General features: G+C 46.4%; 17 protein-coding genes. 5 read left to right on the forward strand and 12 right to left on the reverse strand.

From position 1 onward, the window contains the following. Positions 1 to 46: 46 nt before the first annotated feature. The 3 genes from abc-f to V6B33_RS17345 all read right to left on the reverse strand — a co-directional run bounded on the left by abc-f (position 47) and on the right by V6B33_RS17345 (position 3,538). On the reverse strand, positions 47 to 1,678 hold the full coding sequence (gene abc-f / locus V6B33_RS17335) for a ribosomal protection-like ABC-F family protein (RefSeq protein WP_334218943.1): 1,632 nt from the start codon (positions 1,676 to 1,678) through the stop codon (positions 47 to 49). 1,142 nt (positions 1,679 to 2,820) lie between these two features. Continuing rightward, positions 2,821 to 3,330 carry a hypothetical protein gene (locus tag V6B33_RS17340; protein ID WP_334218944.1) on the reverse strand — a complete coding sequence of 170 codons (510 nt, stop codon included), beginning with the start codon at positions 3,328 to 3,330 and terminating at the stop codon, positions 2,821 to 2,823. 67 nt (positions 3,331 to 3,397) lie between these two features. Further along, positions 3,398 to 3,538 (reverse strand): hypothetical protein, encoded by a 141-nt coding sequence (locus tag V6B33_RS17345; RefSeq protein WP_334218945.1) that lies wholly within the window; start codon positions 3,536 to 3,538, stop codon positions 3,398 to 3,400. Positions 3,539 to 3,582: 44 nt separating this feature from the next. Between V6B33_RS17345 and V6B33_RS17350 the strand changes: the two genes are divergently transcribed. Together V6B33_RS17350 and V6B33_RS17355 are read left to right on the forward strand one after the other, a co-directional pair. Continuing rightward, positions 3,583 to 4,257: a hypothetical protein gene (locus tag V6B33_RS17350; protein ID WP_334218946.1), complete on the forward strand. Its 675-nt coding sequence runs from the start codon at positions 3,583 to 3,585 to the stop codon at positions 4,255 to 4,257. 256 nt (positions 4,258 to 4,513) lie between these two features. Next, positions 4,514 to 5,290: a TerC family protein gene (locus V6B33_RS17355; RefSeq protein ID WP_334218947.1), complete on the forward strand. Its 777-nt coding sequence runs from the start codon at positions 4,514 to 4,516 to the stop codon at positions 5,288 to 5,290. Between the two features lie 183 nt (positions 5,291 to 5,473). Here the strand turns inward: V6B33_RS17355 and V6B33_RS17360 are convergent, their stop codons facing one another. The 6 genes from V6B33_RS17360 to V6B33_RS17385 all read right to left on the reverse strand — a co-directional run bounded on the left by V6B33_RS17360 (position 5,474) and on the right by V6B33_RS17385 (position 13,773). Continuing rightward, positions 5,474 to 5,869, reverse strand: coding sequence for a VOC family protein (locus V6B33_RS17360; RefSeq protein WP_334218948.1), 396 nt, complete (start codon positions 5,867 to 5,869; stop codon positions 5,474 to 5,476). A 168-nt stretch (positions 5,870 to 6,037) separates the two neighbouring features. After that, the gene (locus V6B33_RS17365) at positions 6,038 to 6,436 is read right to left on the reverse strand and encodes a DoxX family protein (protein ID WP_334218949.1); all 399 of its coding nucleotides are present in this window, start codon (positions 6,434 to 6,436) and stop codon (positions 6,038 to 6,040) included. A 476-nt stretch (positions 6,437 to 6,912) separates the two neighbouring features. Further along, a complete protein-coding gene (locus V6B33_RS17370; RefSeq protein WP_334218950.1) occupies positions 6,913 to 9,405 on the reverse strand; it encodes a heavy metal translocating P-type ATPase in 2,493 nt (830 codons plus the stop codon). Then, the gene (locus V6B33_RS17375) at positions 9,406 to 9,741 is read right to left on the reverse strand and encodes an ArsR/SmtB family transcription factor (protein WP_334218951.1); all 336 of its coding nucleotides are present in this window, start codon (positions 9,739 to 9,741) and stop codon (positions 9,406 to 9,408) included. Between the two features lie 181 nt (positions 9,742 to 9,922). Beyond that, positions 9,923 to 11,713 (reverse strand): YhgE/Pip domain-containing protein, encoded by a 1,791-nt coding sequence (locus tag V6B33_RS17380; protein WP_334218952.1) that lies wholly within the window; start codon positions 11,711 to 11,713, stop codon positions 9,923 to 9,925. Positions 11,714 to 11,715: 2 nt separating this feature from the next. Then, on the reverse strand, positions 11,716 to 13,773 hold the full coding sequence (locus V6B33_RS17385; RefSeq protein WP_334218953.1) for an efflux RND transporter permease subunit: 2,058 nt from the start codon (positions 13,771 to 13,773) through the stop codon (positions 11,716 to 11,718). Positions 13,774 to 13,930: 157 nt separating this feature from the next. Between V6B33_RS17385 and V6B33_RS17390 the strand changes: the two genes are divergently transcribed. Then, the gene (locus V6B33_RS17390; protein WP_334218954.1) at positions 13,931 to 14,497 is read left to right on the forward strand and encodes a TetR/AcrR family transcriptional regulator; all 567 of its coding nucleotides are present in this window, start codon (positions 13,931 to 13,933) and stop codon (positions 14,495 to 14,497) included. A 247-nt stretch (positions 14,498 to 14,744) separates the two neighbouring features. Then, positions 14,745 to 15,566 (forward strand): manganese catalase family protein, encoded by an 822-nt coding sequence (locus V6B33_RS17395; protein ID WP_334218955.1) that lies wholly within the window; start codon positions 14,745 to 14,747, stop codon positions 15,564 to 15,566. An 80-nt stretch (positions 15,567 to 15,646) separates the two neighbouring features. On the opposite strand, the gene V6B33_RS17400 is transcribed toward V6B33_RS17395, so the two are convergent. Together V6B33_RS17400 and V6B33_RS17405 are read right to left on the reverse strand one after the other, a co-directional pair. Further along, the gene (locus tag V6B33_RS17400; protein ID WP_334218956.1) at positions 15,647 to 16,405 is read right to left on the reverse strand and encodes an RQC-minor-1 family DNA-binding protein; all 759 of its coding nucleotides are present in this window, start codon (positions 16,403 to 16,405) and stop codon (positions 15,647 to 15,649) included. Continuing rightward, positions 16,398 to 16,703: a hypothetical protein gene (locus V6B33_RS17405; RefSeq protein ID WP_334218957.1), complete on the reverse strand. Its 306-nt coding sequence runs from the start codon at positions 16,701 to 16,703 to the stop codon at positions 16,398 to 16,400. The genes V6B33_RS17400 and V6B33_RS17405 overlap by 8 nt, the downstream gene beginning before the upstream one ends. Positions 16,704 to 16,915: 212 nt before the next feature. On the opposite strand from V6B33_RS17405, the gene V6B33_RS17410 reads away from it, so the two are divergent. Next, complete coding sequence (locus V6B33_RS17410) at positions 16,916 to 17,485, forward strand: glycerol-3-phosphate responsive antiterminator (RefSeq protein ID WP_334218958.1); 570 nt, start codon at positions 16,916 to 16,918, stop codon at positions 17,483 to 17,485. 44 nt (positions 17,486 to 17,529) lie between these two features. On the opposite strand, the gene V6B33_RS17415 is transcribed toward V6B33_RS17410, so the two are convergent. Next, a complete protein-coding gene (locus V6B33_RS17415) occupies positions 17,530 to 18,063 on the reverse strand; it encodes an MgtC/SapB family protein (protein WP_334218959.1) in 534 nt (177 codons plus the stop codon). Positions 18,064 to 18,349: the final 286 nt, after the last annotated feature.

Below are 18,349 nucleotides of genomic sequence, written 5' to 3' on the forward strand. Positions count from 1 at the left end.
ATGGCAGAGCAGCAGCTTGATGCGTTATTTTATAGATGGAAACAAGTCATCCCAACTCATTAATCTCCCTCGTCAACTCTAAAAAACGCTTATCCAACTCCGGATAGGCTTCATCCCCCGGGGTCAAAAAACTGAGCCTGCCGAGCACTTCCTGCCTCTCTGTCTCAAGCTTCAGCCGCAATTCCTCCACATCGTCCCGCTCAGGTACCGGATCATTCAACTGCTTGCGGACCTCTCCGCTCTCAATCACGAACTTCACATTTGTCGTCTTTTCAAGAAAATACCGGTCATGCGACACGACGATCATTGTGCCATTGTACTGCGATAAAGTCTCCTCCAACTGCTCACGCGAGGGCAAATCAAGATGGTTCGTCGGCTCATCCAGGATCAGCACGTCCCGTTCGTCGAGCATATACTTCATCAGCTTGCACTTCACGCGCTCACTCATGCTCATATTCCGGATCGGTTCCCGCCAGGAAGCCGCCTGGAATCCAAGTTGCCTCATCAGTGTCTGGACCTTCCCTCTCTCTTCGAACGTTTCCCTGCGGAAAAGCTGCTCCGGCGTTTCCTCAAGCGGCAGGTCGAACACTTCCTGTGTCAGATAACCGATCTCTGCAGAAGGCGATAACCACACATCCCCCTCAGCCTTTTCATCTCCCATGAAAATCTTCAATAATGTCGTCTTCCCACTGCCATTCGGTCCGATGATTGATACCTTCTCGCCATGCTGGATCGTGAAATTGACTCCCCTGAACAGCGTCCGGCCGTCGAAAGCTTTCGTCAGATCTTTCACTTCCAGGAACCGCCTTCCTTTTTTGTGACCCGACTGCAGCGAGAATCGAACCGTATGATCCTCCTCGACTGCTTCAACCTTCGCCTTTTCAAGCTCCCTTTCAAGCCGCTTTTGCTTTGACTTCACCTGGCTGTCGGTACGCTTTGCTTTCACCCGGTAGTATTCCTTGAACCCTTCTTTCTTAGTCGACTGTGCGTGTGCCTTTTGCGACCATGAGTTGAGCTCGCTGATCTGGCTATCAATCCGTTCCACCATCTTCTGCTGCTTCTCATATTCACGCTGCTGAGTCAGACGTTTCTGTCTCCGTGCTTCCATATAGCTTGAATAATTCCCTTTATGCTCAGTCAGTTTCTTGCCTTCAAGCGACCAGATCTTCGTCACTGCTTCATCTAGGAAATAACGGTCATGCGACACGAGGATGATCGTTCCTTTATAATCCCTGATCTGTTTCGTCAAAAGCGCCAGACTTTCCTGATCCAAATGGTTCGTCGGTTCATCCAGCAGCAACAGATCCGCATTCTGCGCAAACCCCTTGGCAAGCCTCGCCTTCAATTTCTCCCCGCCGCTCAGCTGTCGGAAATCATGCAGGGGCACATGCCACTTTTCCAACAGGCCGGCTTCAGAAGAAGTTGTGTCACCGAAGAAATGCGACTCCGTTTCCTGCTCGACCATCGCCATGCTTATGCCCTGCTGCATCCATTGGACACGGCCCCCTGAAGGCGACAGATCTTGATGAATCACCTGCAGAAGCGTCGATTTCCCCGCACCGTTCGGCCCGATGATTCCGATTACATCCCCTTCCTGAACTCTCGCATTCACTCCTTCGAACAAATTCCAGTCCATCACTTCAACGCTTATATCCACTAATTTCATGATTTCTCTCATACACTCTTCCCCTCTCTGTAAAAGGGAGGACAAAAAAATCCTCCCAGATCATCTGATCATCTGGAAGGATTAGCCGTACCTGTGCCTGAAATGCACTCAAAGAAAGCAGATCTCATTCGATTGCTCAGGCAGCGTATTAATAAATGGGCAGACTAATCCTATTTATGTTGATTTGAAATATAAAATTTCAATCGTCGAAAATAAGATTAGTTCTTCATCGTCCACCCATCACTCCTGTCATTTATTAGTTAATTTACTATACCACGGATTCATTAGACCTTGCAAAAGAAAATAATAAATGGTATTGATTGAGCCTGCCATTTTTTCAATACCGGACTGGATTTTAAATAAGAGGTTCTGTTTTGAAGTACAAAATATGAATGAACATTGCTTTTCGTATAGTAATTCGCACCAAAATCAAGAAGCAATTTGGCAAGAAAATCAGAAGAAAAATGCTTGGAGACAGATGCTCCAAGCATTTTTTATCCCAAGATAAGCAGTGGTTAGTGATTTTCTAATATACACTAATTCCCATAAAACAAACCACCAAAATAAGGGGAGAAATTCCTCTTATTGAGGAATTAGCACGAAGTATTGAGTAAATAGAGGGATACATTCCCCCTATTTACTCCTAAAGCATGAAAATGGACCATTTTACCTTGCCTTAAACGGGAAAAGCTCCCCTTATATCCCCAGAACCTAGCCCGGTTCTGCAGGATAACAGGAAAAACTCCCCTTATTAAAACAATCAAAGGTTATTCACAATTAAGGATGAAAAAAATGCCTGTTTCATTTATCAGCCTCCAAAAATCAACACCCACCCCATGTTAAAAAGGGTTCGAAATTCAGAGCGGATTTACCGTTTATTTTATTAACCCCTATATATATGAAGCAGTCTAATTCAGTTACGAATAGGACTGCTAATTGGTGTGTTAATTTAGTTTTTGTTTTCGAAATCCGAACCCGCTACTATTAAATCCAAGCGTTTTTTATGCTATTTTTTCTGTTATTTGTGATGCTAAAGTGACTGCGATTTAGTATGATCATTAATCCGTTATTTAAACATTTTCTCCAAGGTATTGGAACTACTTACCCTAAGGACCGTCCCCATTATATAAAAATGAATAATTCCCCAAATCTGATCAGCACCCGTTAAACCCGATGAACAATCCTCCTCTGACGGTGACGATCTGCCGGCCGCAAGCATCGGTGATGACTTGTGGCGCAAACGCAAAGCCGCCAATCGTATCAAAGCAGGTTTCCTGGCAGGTATCCGTTTGGCAGACTGATTGTATCACTTGATTGACAGGTACCGCTACATCGCTGCAAAGCGTGCATGTCCGTTGTCCAATCCGGGTTCCCGCTTCAATCGGCGTCAAATCTCCCACATTTATGTGAAATCTGGCGGTCCCGATAAGTCGGACAGCATCGATTAAAACAGGACACGTCAGCGTGCCGCCGCATGGATTCTCAACCGTTCCTTCTGCTTCCTGCTCTTCCAGCGCACAAACGAGTTCACTTATATCAGAGCATGCACTGAAGTTATCGAACGTAGTGAACCTGAACGTAAAACCATCCGGAACGATTGCCGTCGCACAATATTCAATTGTACGGTCGCAGACTTCCTGCTGGATATCCAGCTTGTCTACCATTTTACCTTCAGCATCAAAATAAACGACATTATTTAATATAGTAATCCCTCCCTTCTACTACTATCATTTATATGTATTTTTGCTGAATTTGATAGGGACAGGCACTTGATTTACTAGAATAAAGGATAAAAAATCCGCAAGACACCCGGCAGCCTAAACAAAAGCCCCATACCGGTATCTTTTCGTCTTTCCCTGCTTGTCCAATCACTCCAGCGTCCCCCTGAATATCCTTTATCATGGAGGTGAAAAACTATGTCTAGCAAGGAAGAAGCGAATGCGGCGGACCAGAGTGCGGATCCGGATAAATTATCGACAAAGGAAGTCGAACAGTATCACAGGGACCTTCAAGATCTGAATGATGCAGCCACTGCCCTCTTCAGGGTGCCTGTCTTTTTCAGCCATCAGGGCGTTTATTCACTCGGACCAATCCCACCGGTGCCGCCATTTACGAAGCAGCAGCAATTCATCATCCGCTTGTTCAAGGAGATCAAGAAAGTTCTTCTGTTTCCACGGGCATTGCCGACAACCGACCTGTATCCCGACACGACACTTGAAAACATCCGCACCATGATTAATTCCAGCTATGGAATGGCAGCAGCCCTGCTGGAGCCCGCCAGACCCACCGATAAAGGTGAATCGTATTCACCATTCCTTCAGATTGAACCATCCATGGCCTATCAACGCGGCCTTCCTCTCCTGATGGTCATTGAAAATAGTATGCTGCACAAGGTCAACGGCATCTGGACCGGCCAGCTTGCCCCTTTCACACCGATCATCTGGAGATCGGAAGCGTCAAATTCAGTCGATCAATTCTTCAAAAGCGTCCAATGGCGGGAAGCCCTTCACAACTGGGCAGGCCAGGTGCGCAGCGGATACTTCGCGAAGACCGCTCCCGAATTTCAATATAAATTCAACAGCAACAATTGACGGCATCATCCTGTCTTTTCCCATTAGAGCCTCTCACTCAGAAAGGCTCTTCTTTGTTTCGTCAAAAAATATTCATGAAAAATCACATTCACAGATGAATCCGGAGCACACTAAGTGGTAAGATAAACACTGGAGACGAACTTTCAAAAGGCAAGTTCAAGAATCGGGATGAGATCGACACAAGTTACACTTATCCCCGTAATCGGCATGATGTGATAAACTGCTTATCCGGTTATATATGAAAGGAGAAATCATATTGGAATCAATTTGGTTGGAATACGGTTGGACGCTCTTGATCCTAATCGGTCTGGAAGGCTTGTTATCCGCTGATAACGCGCTCGTCCTCGCCGTCATCGCTAAACATTTGCCTGATGATCAGAAAAAGAAAGCCATCAGTTATGGGATCTTTCTGGCATTTGCTTTCCGCTTTGGAGCACTATTCGCCATTTCCTTTATCGCAAACGTCTGGCAGATACAGGCCATCGGAGCAGCATACCTGCTTTATTTAGGCTTAAAACATATCATCAAAGCACGGTTTGGGAAGGAAAATGAAAATATCCGTGAAGATACGGAAGAAGAGGCGAAGGGGAAAGGCTTCTGGCCGACAGTCAGCAAGATCGCCCTGGCAGACCTCGCGTTTGCAATCGATTCAATCCTTGCTGCCGTGGCCCTCGCATTGGGACTGCCGGATTCACCGCTTCCTGATTTCGGAGGTATGGACGGAGGGAAATTCCTGATCGTCGTCCTCGGAGGGATTGCCGGACTGATCCTGATCAAGTATGCCGCTACATGGTTTGTGAAGCTTCTCGAAACACGTCCGGCACTCGAAACAACCGCTTATGCCATCGTTGCATGGGTTGGCGTCAAGCTTGCAGTCATCACACTTGCTCATAAAGACATCCACGTCCTGGATCACGATTTTCCGCACAGCACTGTCTGGACCCTGATCTTCTACGGCGTGCTCGTTGCCATCGCGTTGATCGGCTGGTTCGCACCAGGCAAGAAAGAATCAGAACGCGGTACTCTGCAATAAAGAAAGGCGCTAGCGCCTTGATCACCCCAGACAAGCGATGGATTCCCGTCCATGTCACGAGGTGCAAAGCGCTGGAGATCAACCATAAGCAAATGCCCTGTGACTCAGTCACAGGGCATTTTACTTCTATTCTCACTTGTTCAGGCTGCCGGTATACATGCTTCCCCTGCTCTAATCCGCTGCTTACTTCGCATTAGCATCCGGCTGATGAATCCCGAACACATTTCCTTCCGTATCTACATAATATCCCTGCCATGCCATTCCAGGCAGAGCATATTTAGGCATGGCCACCTTGCCGCCTTTCTCAAGGATCTTCGCTTCAATCGAATCGTAATCCTCCACACCCATCGTGCAGGCATATCCGTTCATTGCCTGACCAGGTTCAGGCGGAGCACTCTGACGCTGCATCAAAGCACCATTGATTCCCGGTTCGTCCTCTTCGCCAGTCACCGCACCAAAGTAAGGCATCCCCGCAAAATCACTCCAATCCTGAAATGACCAGCCGAATACCTCCCCATAAAACGTCTTTGCACGCTCCATGTCATCCACATGAATTTCGAAATGCACTAATCTCCCCATAATATCCTCCTATATTTTCAATAGTTTAATTCTTATGTATCCGTTTACATGATGTACTTTCATTATAACGGGCAAGGGAATAAATTCAATCAAAAAAAAATGGTGACTAACCTCAAATTCATCACGCTATCGACGCCTCTGAGGTCACTCACCATTTCTAACTATTTATTAAAATAAAATTGCATCCAATGCATATTGTCCGGGACCGATCAATGCGATACCGATGGCCACTGCGAGAAGCGTCAAGTTATATTCATAGCCATTAGATGTTGCCCATATTCCGTTCTGCCCATGCACCTTGATGATCGCCATGAACATAGTCGCTGCAATCAAGATGGCTGCAAGCGGAGTTAAAAGTCCAAACGCAAACAATATTCCTCCAATCAACTCTGCCAATCCTGCAACAAGTGCAATCGTCACACCAGGCTTCATCCCGATCGACTCAAACCAGCCACCGGTGCCTTTCAAACCATGCCCGCCAAACCAGCCTAACAACTTCTGTGCCCCATGCCCAATGAACAACACACCAATAACTAAACGTATGACCAATAAACCAAGACTTACCATATCATATTCCTCCTAATTATTCTCCTGTTTTTTATCTCGAATTTGAGATATTTATTCAAAAAAAATCTTTCTTACCGTGACTTAGAATTTCGTTGTTACTATTTATTCAATGAACCAAAAATGAGTACCTCCGGTTTATTTCCGCCCTGCATATAGCTCCGCATCTATCTCAAATTCAAATATCTTGAATATGAGATAATAATAAATCATAGCTGTTATTATGTCAATGGGTTTTAACCTTTTTTTTGCGAGGTATATGAGAAGCTCTGTAACTCAGCGTGAAATAAAATAAGCAGCTTCCTGTCACGGCAAGCTCCTAAATTGCTGTTTATGAATCTCCCTTCGAATGGTGCCTGGCTCAAATCAAACTGTTAGTGCCTTGGACCACCACTTGCACTTTCCAGCAACCTTTTTTTTGCAGTACCTTCGTTCAATATCAAATAAGCCGCTCAGTCAATCCGAGCGGCTTTATCATTTCAACTTTTCACTTTCAAAAGACGCAGGGCATTCAAAATGACAATAATGGCTGCACCTGTATCGCTCAAGACTGCCAGCCAAAGCGTGAGCCAACCCGGAAAGATCAGGGCTAATGCCACGAATTTCACAATTAATGAGAACCAGATGTTCTGTTTGATGATCTTGAGGGCTCTTCTGCTTAAATTGATCGTGTGCGGCAGTTTTTCAAGGTTATCCGCCATTAAGACGACATCCGCCGTTTCCATGGCGGTATCAGTTCCTGCTCCGCCCATCGCGATGCCTATATCGGCTGTTGCAAGTGCAGGGGCGTCGTTAATACCGTCCCCGACCATCGCTACTTTATGACCTTCACTTTGTAATTTCTTGATGACATCCACTTTGTCTTCCGGCAGAAGCCCGGCGAAATATCGATCCACACTCGCTTCCGCTGATATCATTCTGGCCGTGCCCTCATTATCACCGGTCAACATGACAACCTCTCCGACGCCGACTCCCTTCAAGCCATCCAGCGCATGTACGGTCGTTGTCCGGATCGTGTCAGCAGCAGAAATCACTCCGAGGATTTCTTGTTCCGTACCGATGATCACGACGGTCTTCCCTCTGTTTTGAAGATCGTGAACGACTGCTTCAGCCTCCCCCAAAGGGATGTTCATTTCTTCAAAAAGCCTTGCGTTCCCTGCATAGTAAATGCCTCCAGCGATCGTTGCCTGGACGCCTCTGCCTACGATGCTTTTAAAATATTCCCCATCCTTCGGCCCGATTCCTTTTTCATTTGCGAATTCAACGATGGTTTGTGCAATCGGGTGCGTCGAATAATCCTCCAATGTGAGAGCGATGGATAACAATTCATTCTCCGACGTGGTTAAAGCCTTGATTTCAGAGACCTTCGGCTTTCCTTCCGTCAATGTACCCGTTTTATCAAATGCAATGGCCGTGATTCCCCCCGCCTTTTCGAGGAACGTACCGCCTTTGATCAAGACCCCGTTCTTAGCGGCATTCCCGATTGCAGAAACAATCGCAACAGGAGTGGAAATGACCAGCGCACACGGACAGGCAACGACTAATAATTCAAGCCCTTTATAAAACCATTCCCCCCATGTACCAAAGCCAATCAGAGGCGGGAACACCATGACTGCAAGCGCCAGCACGAACACGATCGGCGTATACACTGCCGCAAATTTATCGATGAACGCCTGTGTCGGCGCCTTCTGCTCCTGTGCTTCCTCCACCAGGTGGATGATCTTCGCAATGGTTGTATCTTCAGCTATCTTCGTGACTTTGATTTCAAGAGACCCGTTTTCATTGATCGTCCCTGCATAGACCGTATCCCCGGCTGTTTTATCCACCGGGATGGACTCTCCTGTAATCGGAGCTTGATTGACGCTCGATTCACCAAGTATGATTTCCCCATCCAGCGGAATCCTGTCTCCGGGTTTTACGATTAATATGTCACCCGTGTTCACTTCTTCAACGGGCTTTTTTGTCAACTGCGGACCCGCTTTGATCCAAGCCTCTGATGGTGCCAGGTTCATCAGATTCCGGATGGAACTTCTCGTCTTCTCGATCGACATCGTTTGAAGCGCGGTTCCAAGCGCAAACAGCCAGACGACCGTTGCCCCTTCCAGCCATTCACCGATCAAGGCAGCCCCGAAGGCCGCAGCTGACATCAGTACATTCATGTCCAATGACCGGCTTTTGATGGAATAATACGCGCTCTTAACCGGCTTATACCCGTTGATGAACATGGCTGCAGCGTACAGAAACGTGGAAATAAAAGGGGAAATGTCTGTTAAAGAGCCGGCGAAACCCAGTGCAATCAGAATGCCTGAAGTGATGATTCCTCCATAGCCTTCTTTTCGTGCTACTTCTGATGCCGGTTTATTTTTCAAAAGCAAAGAAGCTTTAAAACCGATTTTAGATACTTCAGAAACGATTTCTTCCACACTGTTCTCATGCTCGACCTTCATCTTCCCAGTCGAAAAATTGACGCTTACACTCTGGACTGCAGGAATCGTATTCAAGTGATTCTCAATACTCTTCGCACAGCTGCCGCAATCCATCCCTTCGACCGTATATACCTTCAAATTCCTGTTTTGATTCAGCGGTTCGATCTTAAATCCAAGCTTCTGAACCTCAGCTTCCACTCGTTCAAAATGGTTCCCCGCTACTTTTAGTTTTCCAGAGTTGTAATGTATCTTTGCTTCTTCTATATACTCTAACTTGCTAAGCCCTTTTTCGATTGAAAGGGCACATGAAGGGCAATCCATTCCGTATATCCGGTATTCTGCCCTCCCGGCTGTTGGGGAAGCACTTTGACTGCTGCAGCAGCTGTTCGATTCGACTGTTTCAGTCTGCGCTTCTGCATTGGTTATCCCAGCGCAGCATCCCTGTGAAACCAAAGTTTCAGCCCGAACTTCAACGCTGCCGCTGCAGCAGCTTGATTTCCCTTTAATCTGTTCTCCTTCTTTAGGACTGCAGCATGAATCCGACATCTATTCCGCCCCCTGAACAATATGGTCCTTGCAGCATGCAACTTCATTCTGCACCTCGTCCAGGACAACATCGAACATCTTTAACAAATCCCGGACGTGCTGATTACTCACACTATAAAACGTATACTTCCCTTCCTGCCTTCCGACTATCAGACCGCAGCCCCTCAAACAGGCTAAATGCTGGGAAATATTTGATTGGTTCCCAGCAAGATCCTCGACGATCTGCGAAACCGTTTTTTCCTCTTCTCTTATACATTCCAAGATTTGAATTCTTATTTTATGTGCAAACCCTTGTAAAAACTTAACCTTAGTATCTATATCGATCGTTTCAGTCATTTTTTACCCTCCATCATATTAGGAATTTCTAATACGTCTATGATTAACATATTAGCAATTTCTAATATGTGTGTCAAAACTAGACAAATCGAAAAGAAAAATCCACGCTAAACACAAAAAAAGGCCCTATCCACGGTACACTAATTCCTTAGCATGCCGGGATCAGACCCCACTGTCATCATTACCTGAACAAATCCAAAAACAACTCCCAGAACCCTTTCTCTTCCTCGGGTTCGGATTTCTTCACTTTCTTTTCTTCCTTCTCTATGCCCTCCGTCTTGATCACGAATTGAACCGAAGACACCTTCTTATTCTGAGGAGACACAAACGACACCGGCCGGAAATCGGACTTATCATATTCATCCATCATTTTATTGATCTCCGCCTGCATCTTTTCAGGCAAACTTTTCGTTTCCTGATGCAATTCAGACGTGCCGTCATGCAGTTCGCTGACTCCGCCTGCTAATTCGCCTGTGCCGCCGGCAAGTTCAGAGATACCTGAATGCAGTTTCCCGTAAGATGAGGATAACTGGCCGACGCCTTCTGTATAGCCCACCAGTCCGGAGTGAAAGTCACCATAATTGGCTGACAGCTGGCTCAGCCCTTTTTGCAGCTCTGTCAGTCCGCTCATATCCGTTTCCTTCAGTGCAGCAGACAGATTATCCGAGATAGATGTCAACTGTCCGCTGATTTCCTTCACTGCTCCGCTCATTTGATTCAATGACGGTTCCACAGCCGCGAACGCCTGGTTCACGCTGTCATACGTCGCTTTCACTTTTTGCGCAGCGGCATGTGACGCAGCCAGTCTATCCACGACTTCAGGATTCGCCGCACTCTCACGCAAAGCAGCAATTTCCTCCTTCGTCAACTGACTCTCAGGGATTTCCTTAATTGCCCCGTCAAGTGCTGCATAAGCCTGCGAATAATGATCCTTCAGCATCGTCATACCGGCTGCCGTTTCATTCAGTCCGCCGGCCAATTCATTCAGACCTGCAGGCAATTCATTCAGACTCGACAGATCCACTTCAGCCGACTGCCCTGAAAGGGACTGATTGATGGTCCCGAGAGCATCACGGATCTGACTTGATGCGCTCACAAGTTCAGGGGATGAACCACTCAGTTCATTCACACCTTTTTTATACTGAGCAGAACCATCGCGCAGCTCACCGGCTCCGCTATTCAATTCAGACACGCCGTTTTCAAGATCCGCAACGCCTTCATTCAACTTTCCGATGGCATCCGAAAGCTCGGCCATGTCTCCGGTGAACCCTTCTGTCCCCGTCGTATCGATCGGAAGTGTGGACGGGACGGCAGCAATTTCGACTCCTTTAAATTCAAAGTCCTTCACATCTGCTTCCGCTGTCAGCTTCTTCTCTTTTCCAGGCATGACGGTGAACGTGATCTGCTTATTCTTTCCGGCATTCGCGACCATCCCGTCAGCTGCCTCTATATTCTCATACGTATTTGGCAGGCTCATTGAAACCTGCAGCAAGTAATTTTCATAGAAAACGGAATGTGCAGACTCATTCTCAGCAGTATCCACCTGAATTTGTAGATGTCCACTTTTTCCCGCAAGTTCGGATGGATTTACTTTTTTCCCATCCAGCACATACGATACCTCTACGTTCCAAGGCAATTTCGTCTCTTCACTCATATTCCCCTGATAGGTGAACTTGCCTTCGGGGGCTTCCATCTCGATCTTCTGCCCTTCCTTGTCAAGCTCCTTTAAATCCGTCAGGTTCTTCACACTGCTGTACTGCCCGTAATCCAGGATTTCCCCTGCACGCGCTACATCGAATGTATTCACGACGTAAATATGAGCGAGATTCCCCTCTGCATTCAACGTCGCATACACCACTTCATCTTTTGACGACACTTTCCCTTCCGTCTCAGCCTGGGCAGGAGCACTCAGAAATGAAGGCAGGAACAGCATCAATGCAAGTGCGCTATATGTCAGTCGTTTTTTCCCCATCATCAATTCTCCTCATAATAATTTGCTTTGTATGTTGTTTTCTTGATCAGTTTATCGAACACCAGGAGCATCGCCGGCAGGACAAACAAGACCATGATAAAGGCAAGCAATGCCCCTCTTCCCATCAACAGGCCGATCGATCCGACAATCGGATTCGACGATGTGATCCACAGGATGAATCCGACACTCGAAAGGATCGCTGCCGAAATTGAAATCGAGAACGTCTTTTCATCGAGCGTCCTCACAATTGCCTCTTTAGCCGGCATCTCCTTTCGGTAGTGGGTGTACGCCTCTGTGAAAAGAATTCCGTAATCGACCGTCGCGGCCAGCTGCACCGTACTGATGATCAAATAGCCGACAAACACGAGCGGCGTATTCGTAAAGTAGGGAATCGACAAGTTGATCCAGACTGCCGCTTCGATTGTGATGAGCAGCACAATCGGAATCGTCACCGATTTGAAACTGAATAAGAGCACAAGGGCGATCGTCACGACCGTCAGCACATTCACGACCACATTATCCTTCGTGACCGTATTTTTGATGTCATACAGTGTCACGCTTTCCCCGAGCGCCATCGCTTCATCCCCATAGTATTCCGAAGCCGCCTTCTCCACCTTCTCTACGATTGCAAAAGGGACCTCGCCTTCCGTACCCTGATTCGTGTTAATAACAATCCTGCTGTAGTTTTCCGAATAAAATTCATCTGTGATCGATTTGTCCAGATATTGTGGCGGAATCTCAGCCCCGACCTGGTTCACATACGCGATGACCCCAGTCACATAATCAAGGCCCTCAATCTCTTCCACAAGTTCCTCTTCTTTCGCCACATCCCCTTTAGGGACGAGCAGGACGATCGGCGTCGTTTCACCGAATGCTTCTTCGACTTTCTTGAAGTCGCTTCCGACTCGGGTGTTCTCAGGCTGCTCCCCCGTCCCGTATATGAAGGAAGTATTCGTTTGTCCAAGGAATGCCGGAACAAGTATCGCAAACACGAAAATCAGGCTCGGCACCTTCCATTTCAGTACCTTTTTCCCGATCCCCGTGAAGCTCGGAACAAAGCTCTTATGCTTCGTCTTATCCATCCATTTATAGAAGACAAGGGTCAGCGCAGGCAGGAACACCATCACGCTGATGAAGCTCAGGACGATCCCTTTCACCAGGTTCAACCCGAGATCCGACCCTATCTGAAATTCCATGAATGTCAGCGCGATGAACCCGAAGAACGTCGTCGCCGCACTCGCCGTGATGGCAGGGAACGACTTCTTCATCGCAAGCTTCATTGCTTCACCGGGATCTTCGGTCGTTTTCCGGTAATCGGAAAAGCTGTGAAGCAGGAAGACCGCATAATCGAGTGACACCGCAAGCTGCAGGATCGGCGCCACCGACTGCGTCACGAACGAAACCTCCCCAAGGAAGATATTCGTACCCAAGTTAATCAGCACCGACACTCCGATTGCCGTCAGGAAAAACAGCGGCTCGACCCACGAAGTCGTCGAAATGACCAGAATCAAAATAATGAGGGGCACCAGCAGCATCCCTGCATACATCGACTCACTTCCTGCCATCTTCTGAGAACTCGCCGTATTGGCTGCCTCTCCCGCAATTGCACCTTCCTCACCGATCAGCTCATAAATCTCATCTGTAATCCGGACCTCATCGCCGGTACGGACACTGATCGAAAACAGCGCATTCTCATCTTTATAGTAATTATCGACCGTTTCCTTGTCCTCCACTTCTAGAGGAGTTTTCAGATCGACCATATCATCCAGCCACATCACATCCGAAACCCCGTCAATGGCTTCCAGCTTTTCTTTATACTCAAGTGCCTCCTGTATGGTCACACCGGTCACCATGACCCTCGTATCCGGAACCGCACCGGTAAACTCCTTCTCCATGACCTCCATCGCCTGTGTCGCCTGAGCATCATCCGGCAAATAATCGACCATATTATAATTGACCTTCACAAAGAACTGCGCCGCCGTCGACAAGATCGTCACCAGCATAAACGCGATTAACACAGTCTTCTTATGCTTTATGATCCATGCTGCTATATTTATCATTTTTCAACCTCACTTGTATCTATCACATTTTCACATTATCATTATAATAAACACTGTGTTGGATATTCAACGGACAGTTGCATAGTGAATGTATGATACACAACATATCAACCTGTACCGTTGGATAACTCCAGGCTGAAAGAAAGGAAAGTTGAATATGACCTCAAAAATGGACAGGCGCAAAAAATACACACGAATGGTGTTAAAAGAAAGCCTCCTTAAACTGCTCCGGGAAAAATCGATCTCGAGCATCACCATCAAGGAAATCTGCGAAACGGCAGACATCAACCGCTCCACCTTCTATGCACATTACGCAAACCAATACGAGCTGCTCGAGTCGATCGAAGAAGAATTCATCGAAGACCTCGTCGCCACTCTCGGCAGATACAACTTCTCTAAAGAAGACGAAGCTCTGCAAATGACCGAAAAACTATTCGAATACATAGCCGAAAAAAACGCCATATGTCAAACGCTCCTGAGCGAAAACACCGATATGTACTTCCTGAAAAAAGGCATGATGATCACCCATGAATTCATCTTCAAAAACTGGATCACCGACAGCGGGATCGACCAGGAAACGTATGAATATATCAATATATTCATGGTCAGCGGAAGTATTCACGTCATCAAGAACTGGGTGGAAAACGGAATGGAAAAGACGCCAGGTGAGATGGCGGGGATTTTGCATAATTTTATTAATCGGGGTTTGTCGGGGGTGAGGTAGGTCATGGTGCCAATACCATGAAGAATGTTTGGAGCAAACCGTATCATTGTAATTCAGAGAAATCATGATTCTTAAGCAAAGCACAAAATAGAGATTCACAAAAAATGTGGCTATGTGGACTCCATTTCAACCCGTGCAGGAATGTTCACGTGGAAAACTACATATACTATTTCCCTTTTAAATGAATCTTCTATTTTCAGTTGGGCAACTTAAAGAAGTAAAAATACATCCAAAGGGAGTGGTCATTATGTTTTTCCATGTAAAAGAACTTCAATATCGTGCCAAACCTGATCGTCCTGATCCTGTTTATGCGAAGAAGCTGCAGGAAGTATTAGGCGGTCAGTATGGTGAGATTTCCGTGATGATGCAATATCTGTTCCAGGGGTGGAACTGCAGAGGAGAACAGAAATACAGAGATATGCTCCTTGATATCGGGACGGAAGAAATCGCCCATGTTGAGATGCTCGCAACCATGATTGCCCAGTTGCTCGATAAGGCACCTGTAGAAGAACAGGAGCAAGCAGCCCAGGACCCTGTCATCAAAAGCATCATGGGCGGGATGAATCCACAGCATGCCATCGTCAATGGATTAGGTGCCAGCCCGAACGATAGTGCGGGATATCCCTGGAATGCCAGATACACCATCGCGAGCGGGAATTTGCTTGCAGACTTCAGGGCGAATCTGAACGCCGAGTCTCAAGGCAGACTACAAGTCGTGCGTCTCTACGAAATGACAGATGACGCAGGGGTAAGAGACATGCTGTCTTTCCTGATCGCCAGAGATACGATGCATCAGAATCAATGGGCAGCTGCCATTACAGAACTGCAGGAAAAAGAAGGCCTCGTCGTACCTTCCACTTTCAACAGGGAATATGAAAAACAAGACGTCGCACTCCAGTTCATTAATTGCTCCCAAGGTGATGAAAGCAAATTGGGACGCTGGGCAAGCGGGCCATCCTTGGATGGACAAGGTCAATTCACATACGTGGAAAACCCCGAACCTGTCGGGCAGGCACCGAAATTGAATCCGGCACCGGGTTACATTCATGGTACACCTGCTCAGCCTTAGCTGTAATCGAGAATCAGGACCTGTTCCCGTTTGGAGGGCAGGTCCTGATTTTTATAAAGGGAATGCCAAGGATTCTTGTCTCAGTATTCTATATATTCATCTCCCGACTCCCGGCATTCCTTACATCTCTTCGGAAGAGAAAATCTTCTCTGCTTGTAAAACTGCTGCTCGCCGATTGTAAACAAAAATCGTTCCCCGCACTCCCGGCATTTCAGCAGCAAGTCCTCCGGTGCCGAACCATCCAATGCTTCATAGAGTCGTTCTTCTCGTATTGATTTAGCTTGCCCGTCGATTTCTTCCTGTTGATCCCATACACGTATTACCTCTCGAATCTCATCTCGCACCTTCTTATAATCTACTTTCTCCCAGGCTTCTAAATAAGGAATGAACGCTCGATCTCCAAATTCCTTGATCTTTTCAAGCATCAAAAGAATCATTCCACGGTCCCGGTCTTTAAGATACGTCATATCCGGTGCAGGTTTCCCCTCCTTCACCCACTCTCTCCATTCATCGATCAGTTCATCAGTGTACTGATCCGATTCAATCTGCCAGCCCCGTTCTGTATAAACAATCATCGGCAGCTTCCCGAAATACTCGACTGCAAGGAAGTCATGATCAATCACCCAGTCCACCTTCTTGACGATGTTATCAAGCGTTTCCGACCTGTAATACCCGTACATCGGACAAGTATCCAATTCAAGCTCCAATACTTTCTTATCCTTTGAACCTTTCAAAATCTTGGATAGAAGGGCCCTTCCTCCCTGAGCAATAATCGGATCTGCGGCCCTGAGGATGGCTTTTATCTCTTGGTTTGATAATTTATCGATAGAATTACTCATTAAAACGGCAGCTCCTCATCTGAAATATCCTTAAACGCTGCAACAGTGTCCATTGCTTTTCCCTTTTATCTTCAGTTAGCGCAGGCTTGTTATCAATGACCCGTCCAAACTTATCTTCATATAATTTCCCGACCCAGACCTTCACCGGTGCTTTCCACTGCTGACTCTTTGAAGGAATACTCTTGATCAAACTCTTCGGAGACATCCCCAGCTCCCTCGCCACTTGAATATCAACCGCTTTCAATATGCACCGCTTCTTCGCCTCTGCCCAGACATCAGCGTTCTTCTTTTTTGCCATTTTGAATCCTCCTCACTTGCTGAAGGGAAAGCCTCCTTACATCCTGATTCGCTGTTCCCTCTTTTGTTATCTATTATAAACATCCTAAATGAATAAAAAACGGATACTGCAACAATCTTAGCGCGGTAATTAAAGAAGGATTGCAGCTCAGATTCACACTTTTATGCTATAATAAAGAAGGAATTTTCAGTCTATTCAAAGGGGCATAGTAGATGAAGCATAAAATTATCGATATCGTTCAATCACAAGTGATCGCATCCATAAAGGAAGATGGAGACCTGGAAAAGGCAGTGCAGTCAAACGTCAATATCGTATTCATCCTTACTGGAAATTTAATAACAATGAATGAATATGTGAAAAAACTGAAGAAAGCCGGTAAAACTACTTTTATACATATAGATTTCATCGATGGACTGTCCAATACGAAGAGTGCCATTAAATACATAGCAGAGATCTGGAAGCCGTCTGGCATCATAACCACAAAGAGCAACCTGATCAAATATGCGAAAGAGGAAGGCTTAATGACGATTCAGCGCCTTTTCCTTATCGACCGCAATGCCCTTGCCAAAGGCATTGATATTGCACATAACTGCAAACCGGATGCAATTGAAGTCCTTCCTGGTCTCATGCCATCCATCATTGATCAACTGACAAACATGACTTCGCTGCCGATCATTGCCGGCGGCCTGATCAGCAACAAGGAAGATATTCTTAATGGACTAAGAGCCGGAGCACTCGCGATTTCTTCAGGAGACCCTAAGCTTTGGAATCTGGATCTTTAATCTAGAAGAGCTCAACTCAGAGAAGAGTTGAGCTCTCTTTTTATTCACGTCCCCACCTTTTTTTCTGCTTCCTCCGTCTTTCTCTTTTTCCGGAACCACGGGAGACGAACACTCGTAATCTCGTTCTCTTCAAAGAAGTTTCCGATCTTCGTAATAATGAATGTTACCAGTGTTGCGAAGATGACGATAGAATAAAATCCTGCTCCAATGCCGATTCCGATACCCCCGACGTAAAAAATCATCGCAGCTGACGTCAGGCCTTTTACCCTCAACCCATCTTTTAGGATCACACCTGCACCCAGGAATCCGAGACCGGATACAATCTGCGCTGCCAGACGCAGCGGGTCCATCACTTTTCCGCTGTCCGGTTGACTGAGCATCTCCGCCCCCTCGATCGAGACGATTGTGATCAGTGTGCATGCCACCGATACATACGTATACGTTTTTAAACCGGCCGGCTTATTTTTCGATGTCCTGTCCCAGCCGATGATAAATCCCAGTACAGCACTGACCACAATCCGGAAATAGACTTCATGCCCCCAGAAGAAACCTGACATATCATTCATAAAATGCCCCATTCCACCATCTCCTTTCACGATAAAAAGAGACCGCGCCATAAAACGAACGCTAATCCCCCCGCCAAATAGTGAGGAAATCATACCGTTCGCTTCATAGGTGATCTCTTCTACTCTGCCTATCAAGCCGGAACTTATATGATTGTTATGCTAATTATAAACGAACATCACGATTATTTCAATAATAAATTCTAATAATTCAAAATTTTTATAAATTTTCATTGCTACTCCTAGTTCCTCATTGTATGATTGAACTATCAATAATATAGTGGGTAGAGATGAGGAGAAC

The sequence above is a fragment of the Mangrovibacillus sp. Mu-81 genome (assembly GCF_036867415.1).
In the GTDB taxonomy this organism is placed as follows: Bacteria; Bacillota; Bacilli; order Bacillales; family Bacillaceae_B; genus Rossellomorea.

Coding starts and splice junctions, on each gene's coding strand:
- V6B33_RS17340 (WP_334218944.1), bottom strand. CDS start 3,330: ATGGTAGACAAGCTGGATATCCAGCAGGAAGTCTGCGACCGTACAATT.
- abc-f (WP_334218943.1), bottom strand. CDS start 1,678: ATGAGAGAAATCATGAAATTAGTGGATATAAGCGTTGAAGTGATGGAC.
- V6B33_RS17390 (WP_334218954.1), top strand. CDS start 13,931: ATGACCTCAAAAATGGACAGGCGCAAAAAATACACACGAATGGTGTTA.
- V6B33_RS17365 (WP_334218949.1), bottom strand. CDS start 6,436: ATGGTAAGTCTTGGTTTATTGGTCATACGTTTAGTTATTGGTGTGTTG.
- V6B33_RS17415 (WP_334218959.1), bottom strand. CDS start 18,063: ATGGGGCATTTTATGAATGATATGTCAGGTTTCTTCTGGGGGCATGAA.
- V6B33_RS17410 (WP_334218958.1), top strand. CDS start 16,916: ATGAAGCATAAAATTATCGATATCGTTCAATCACAAGTGATCGCATCC.
- V6B33_RS17395 (WP_334218955.1), top strand. CDS start 14,745: ATGTTTTTCCATGTAAAAGAACTTCAATATCGTGCCAAACCTGATCGT.
- V6B33_RS17400 (WP_334218956.1), bottom strand. CDS start 16,405: ATGAGTAATTCTATCGATAAATTATCAAACCAAGAGATAAAAGCCATC.
- V6B33_RS17380 (WP_334218952.1), bottom strand. CDS start 11,713: ATGGGGAAAAAACGACTGACATATAGCGCACTTGCATTGATGCTGTTC.
- V6B33_RS17370 (WP_334218950.1), bottom strand. CDS start 9,405: ATGTCGGATTCATGCTGCAGTCCTAAAGAAGGAGAACAGATTAAAGGG.
- V6B33_RS17360 (WP_334218948.1), bottom strand. CDS start 5,869: ATGGGGAGATTAGTGCATTTCGAAATTCATGTGGATGACATGGAGCGT.
- V6B33_RS17375 (WP_334218951.1), bottom strand. CDS start 9,741: ATGACTGAAACGATCGATATAGATACTAAGGTTAAGTTTTTACAAGGG.
- V6B33_RS17385 (WP_334218953.1), bottom strand. CDS start 13,773: ATGATAAATATAGCAGCATGGATCATAAAGCATAAGAAGACTGTGTTA.
- V6B33_RS17405 (WP_334218957.1), bottom strand. CDS start 16,703: ATGGCAAAAAAGAAGAACGCTGATGTCTGGGCAGAGGCGAAGAAGCGG.
- V6B33_RS17350 (WP_334218946.1), top strand. CDS start 3,583: ATGTCTAGCAAGGAAGAAGCGAATGCGGCGGACCAGAGTGCGGATCCG.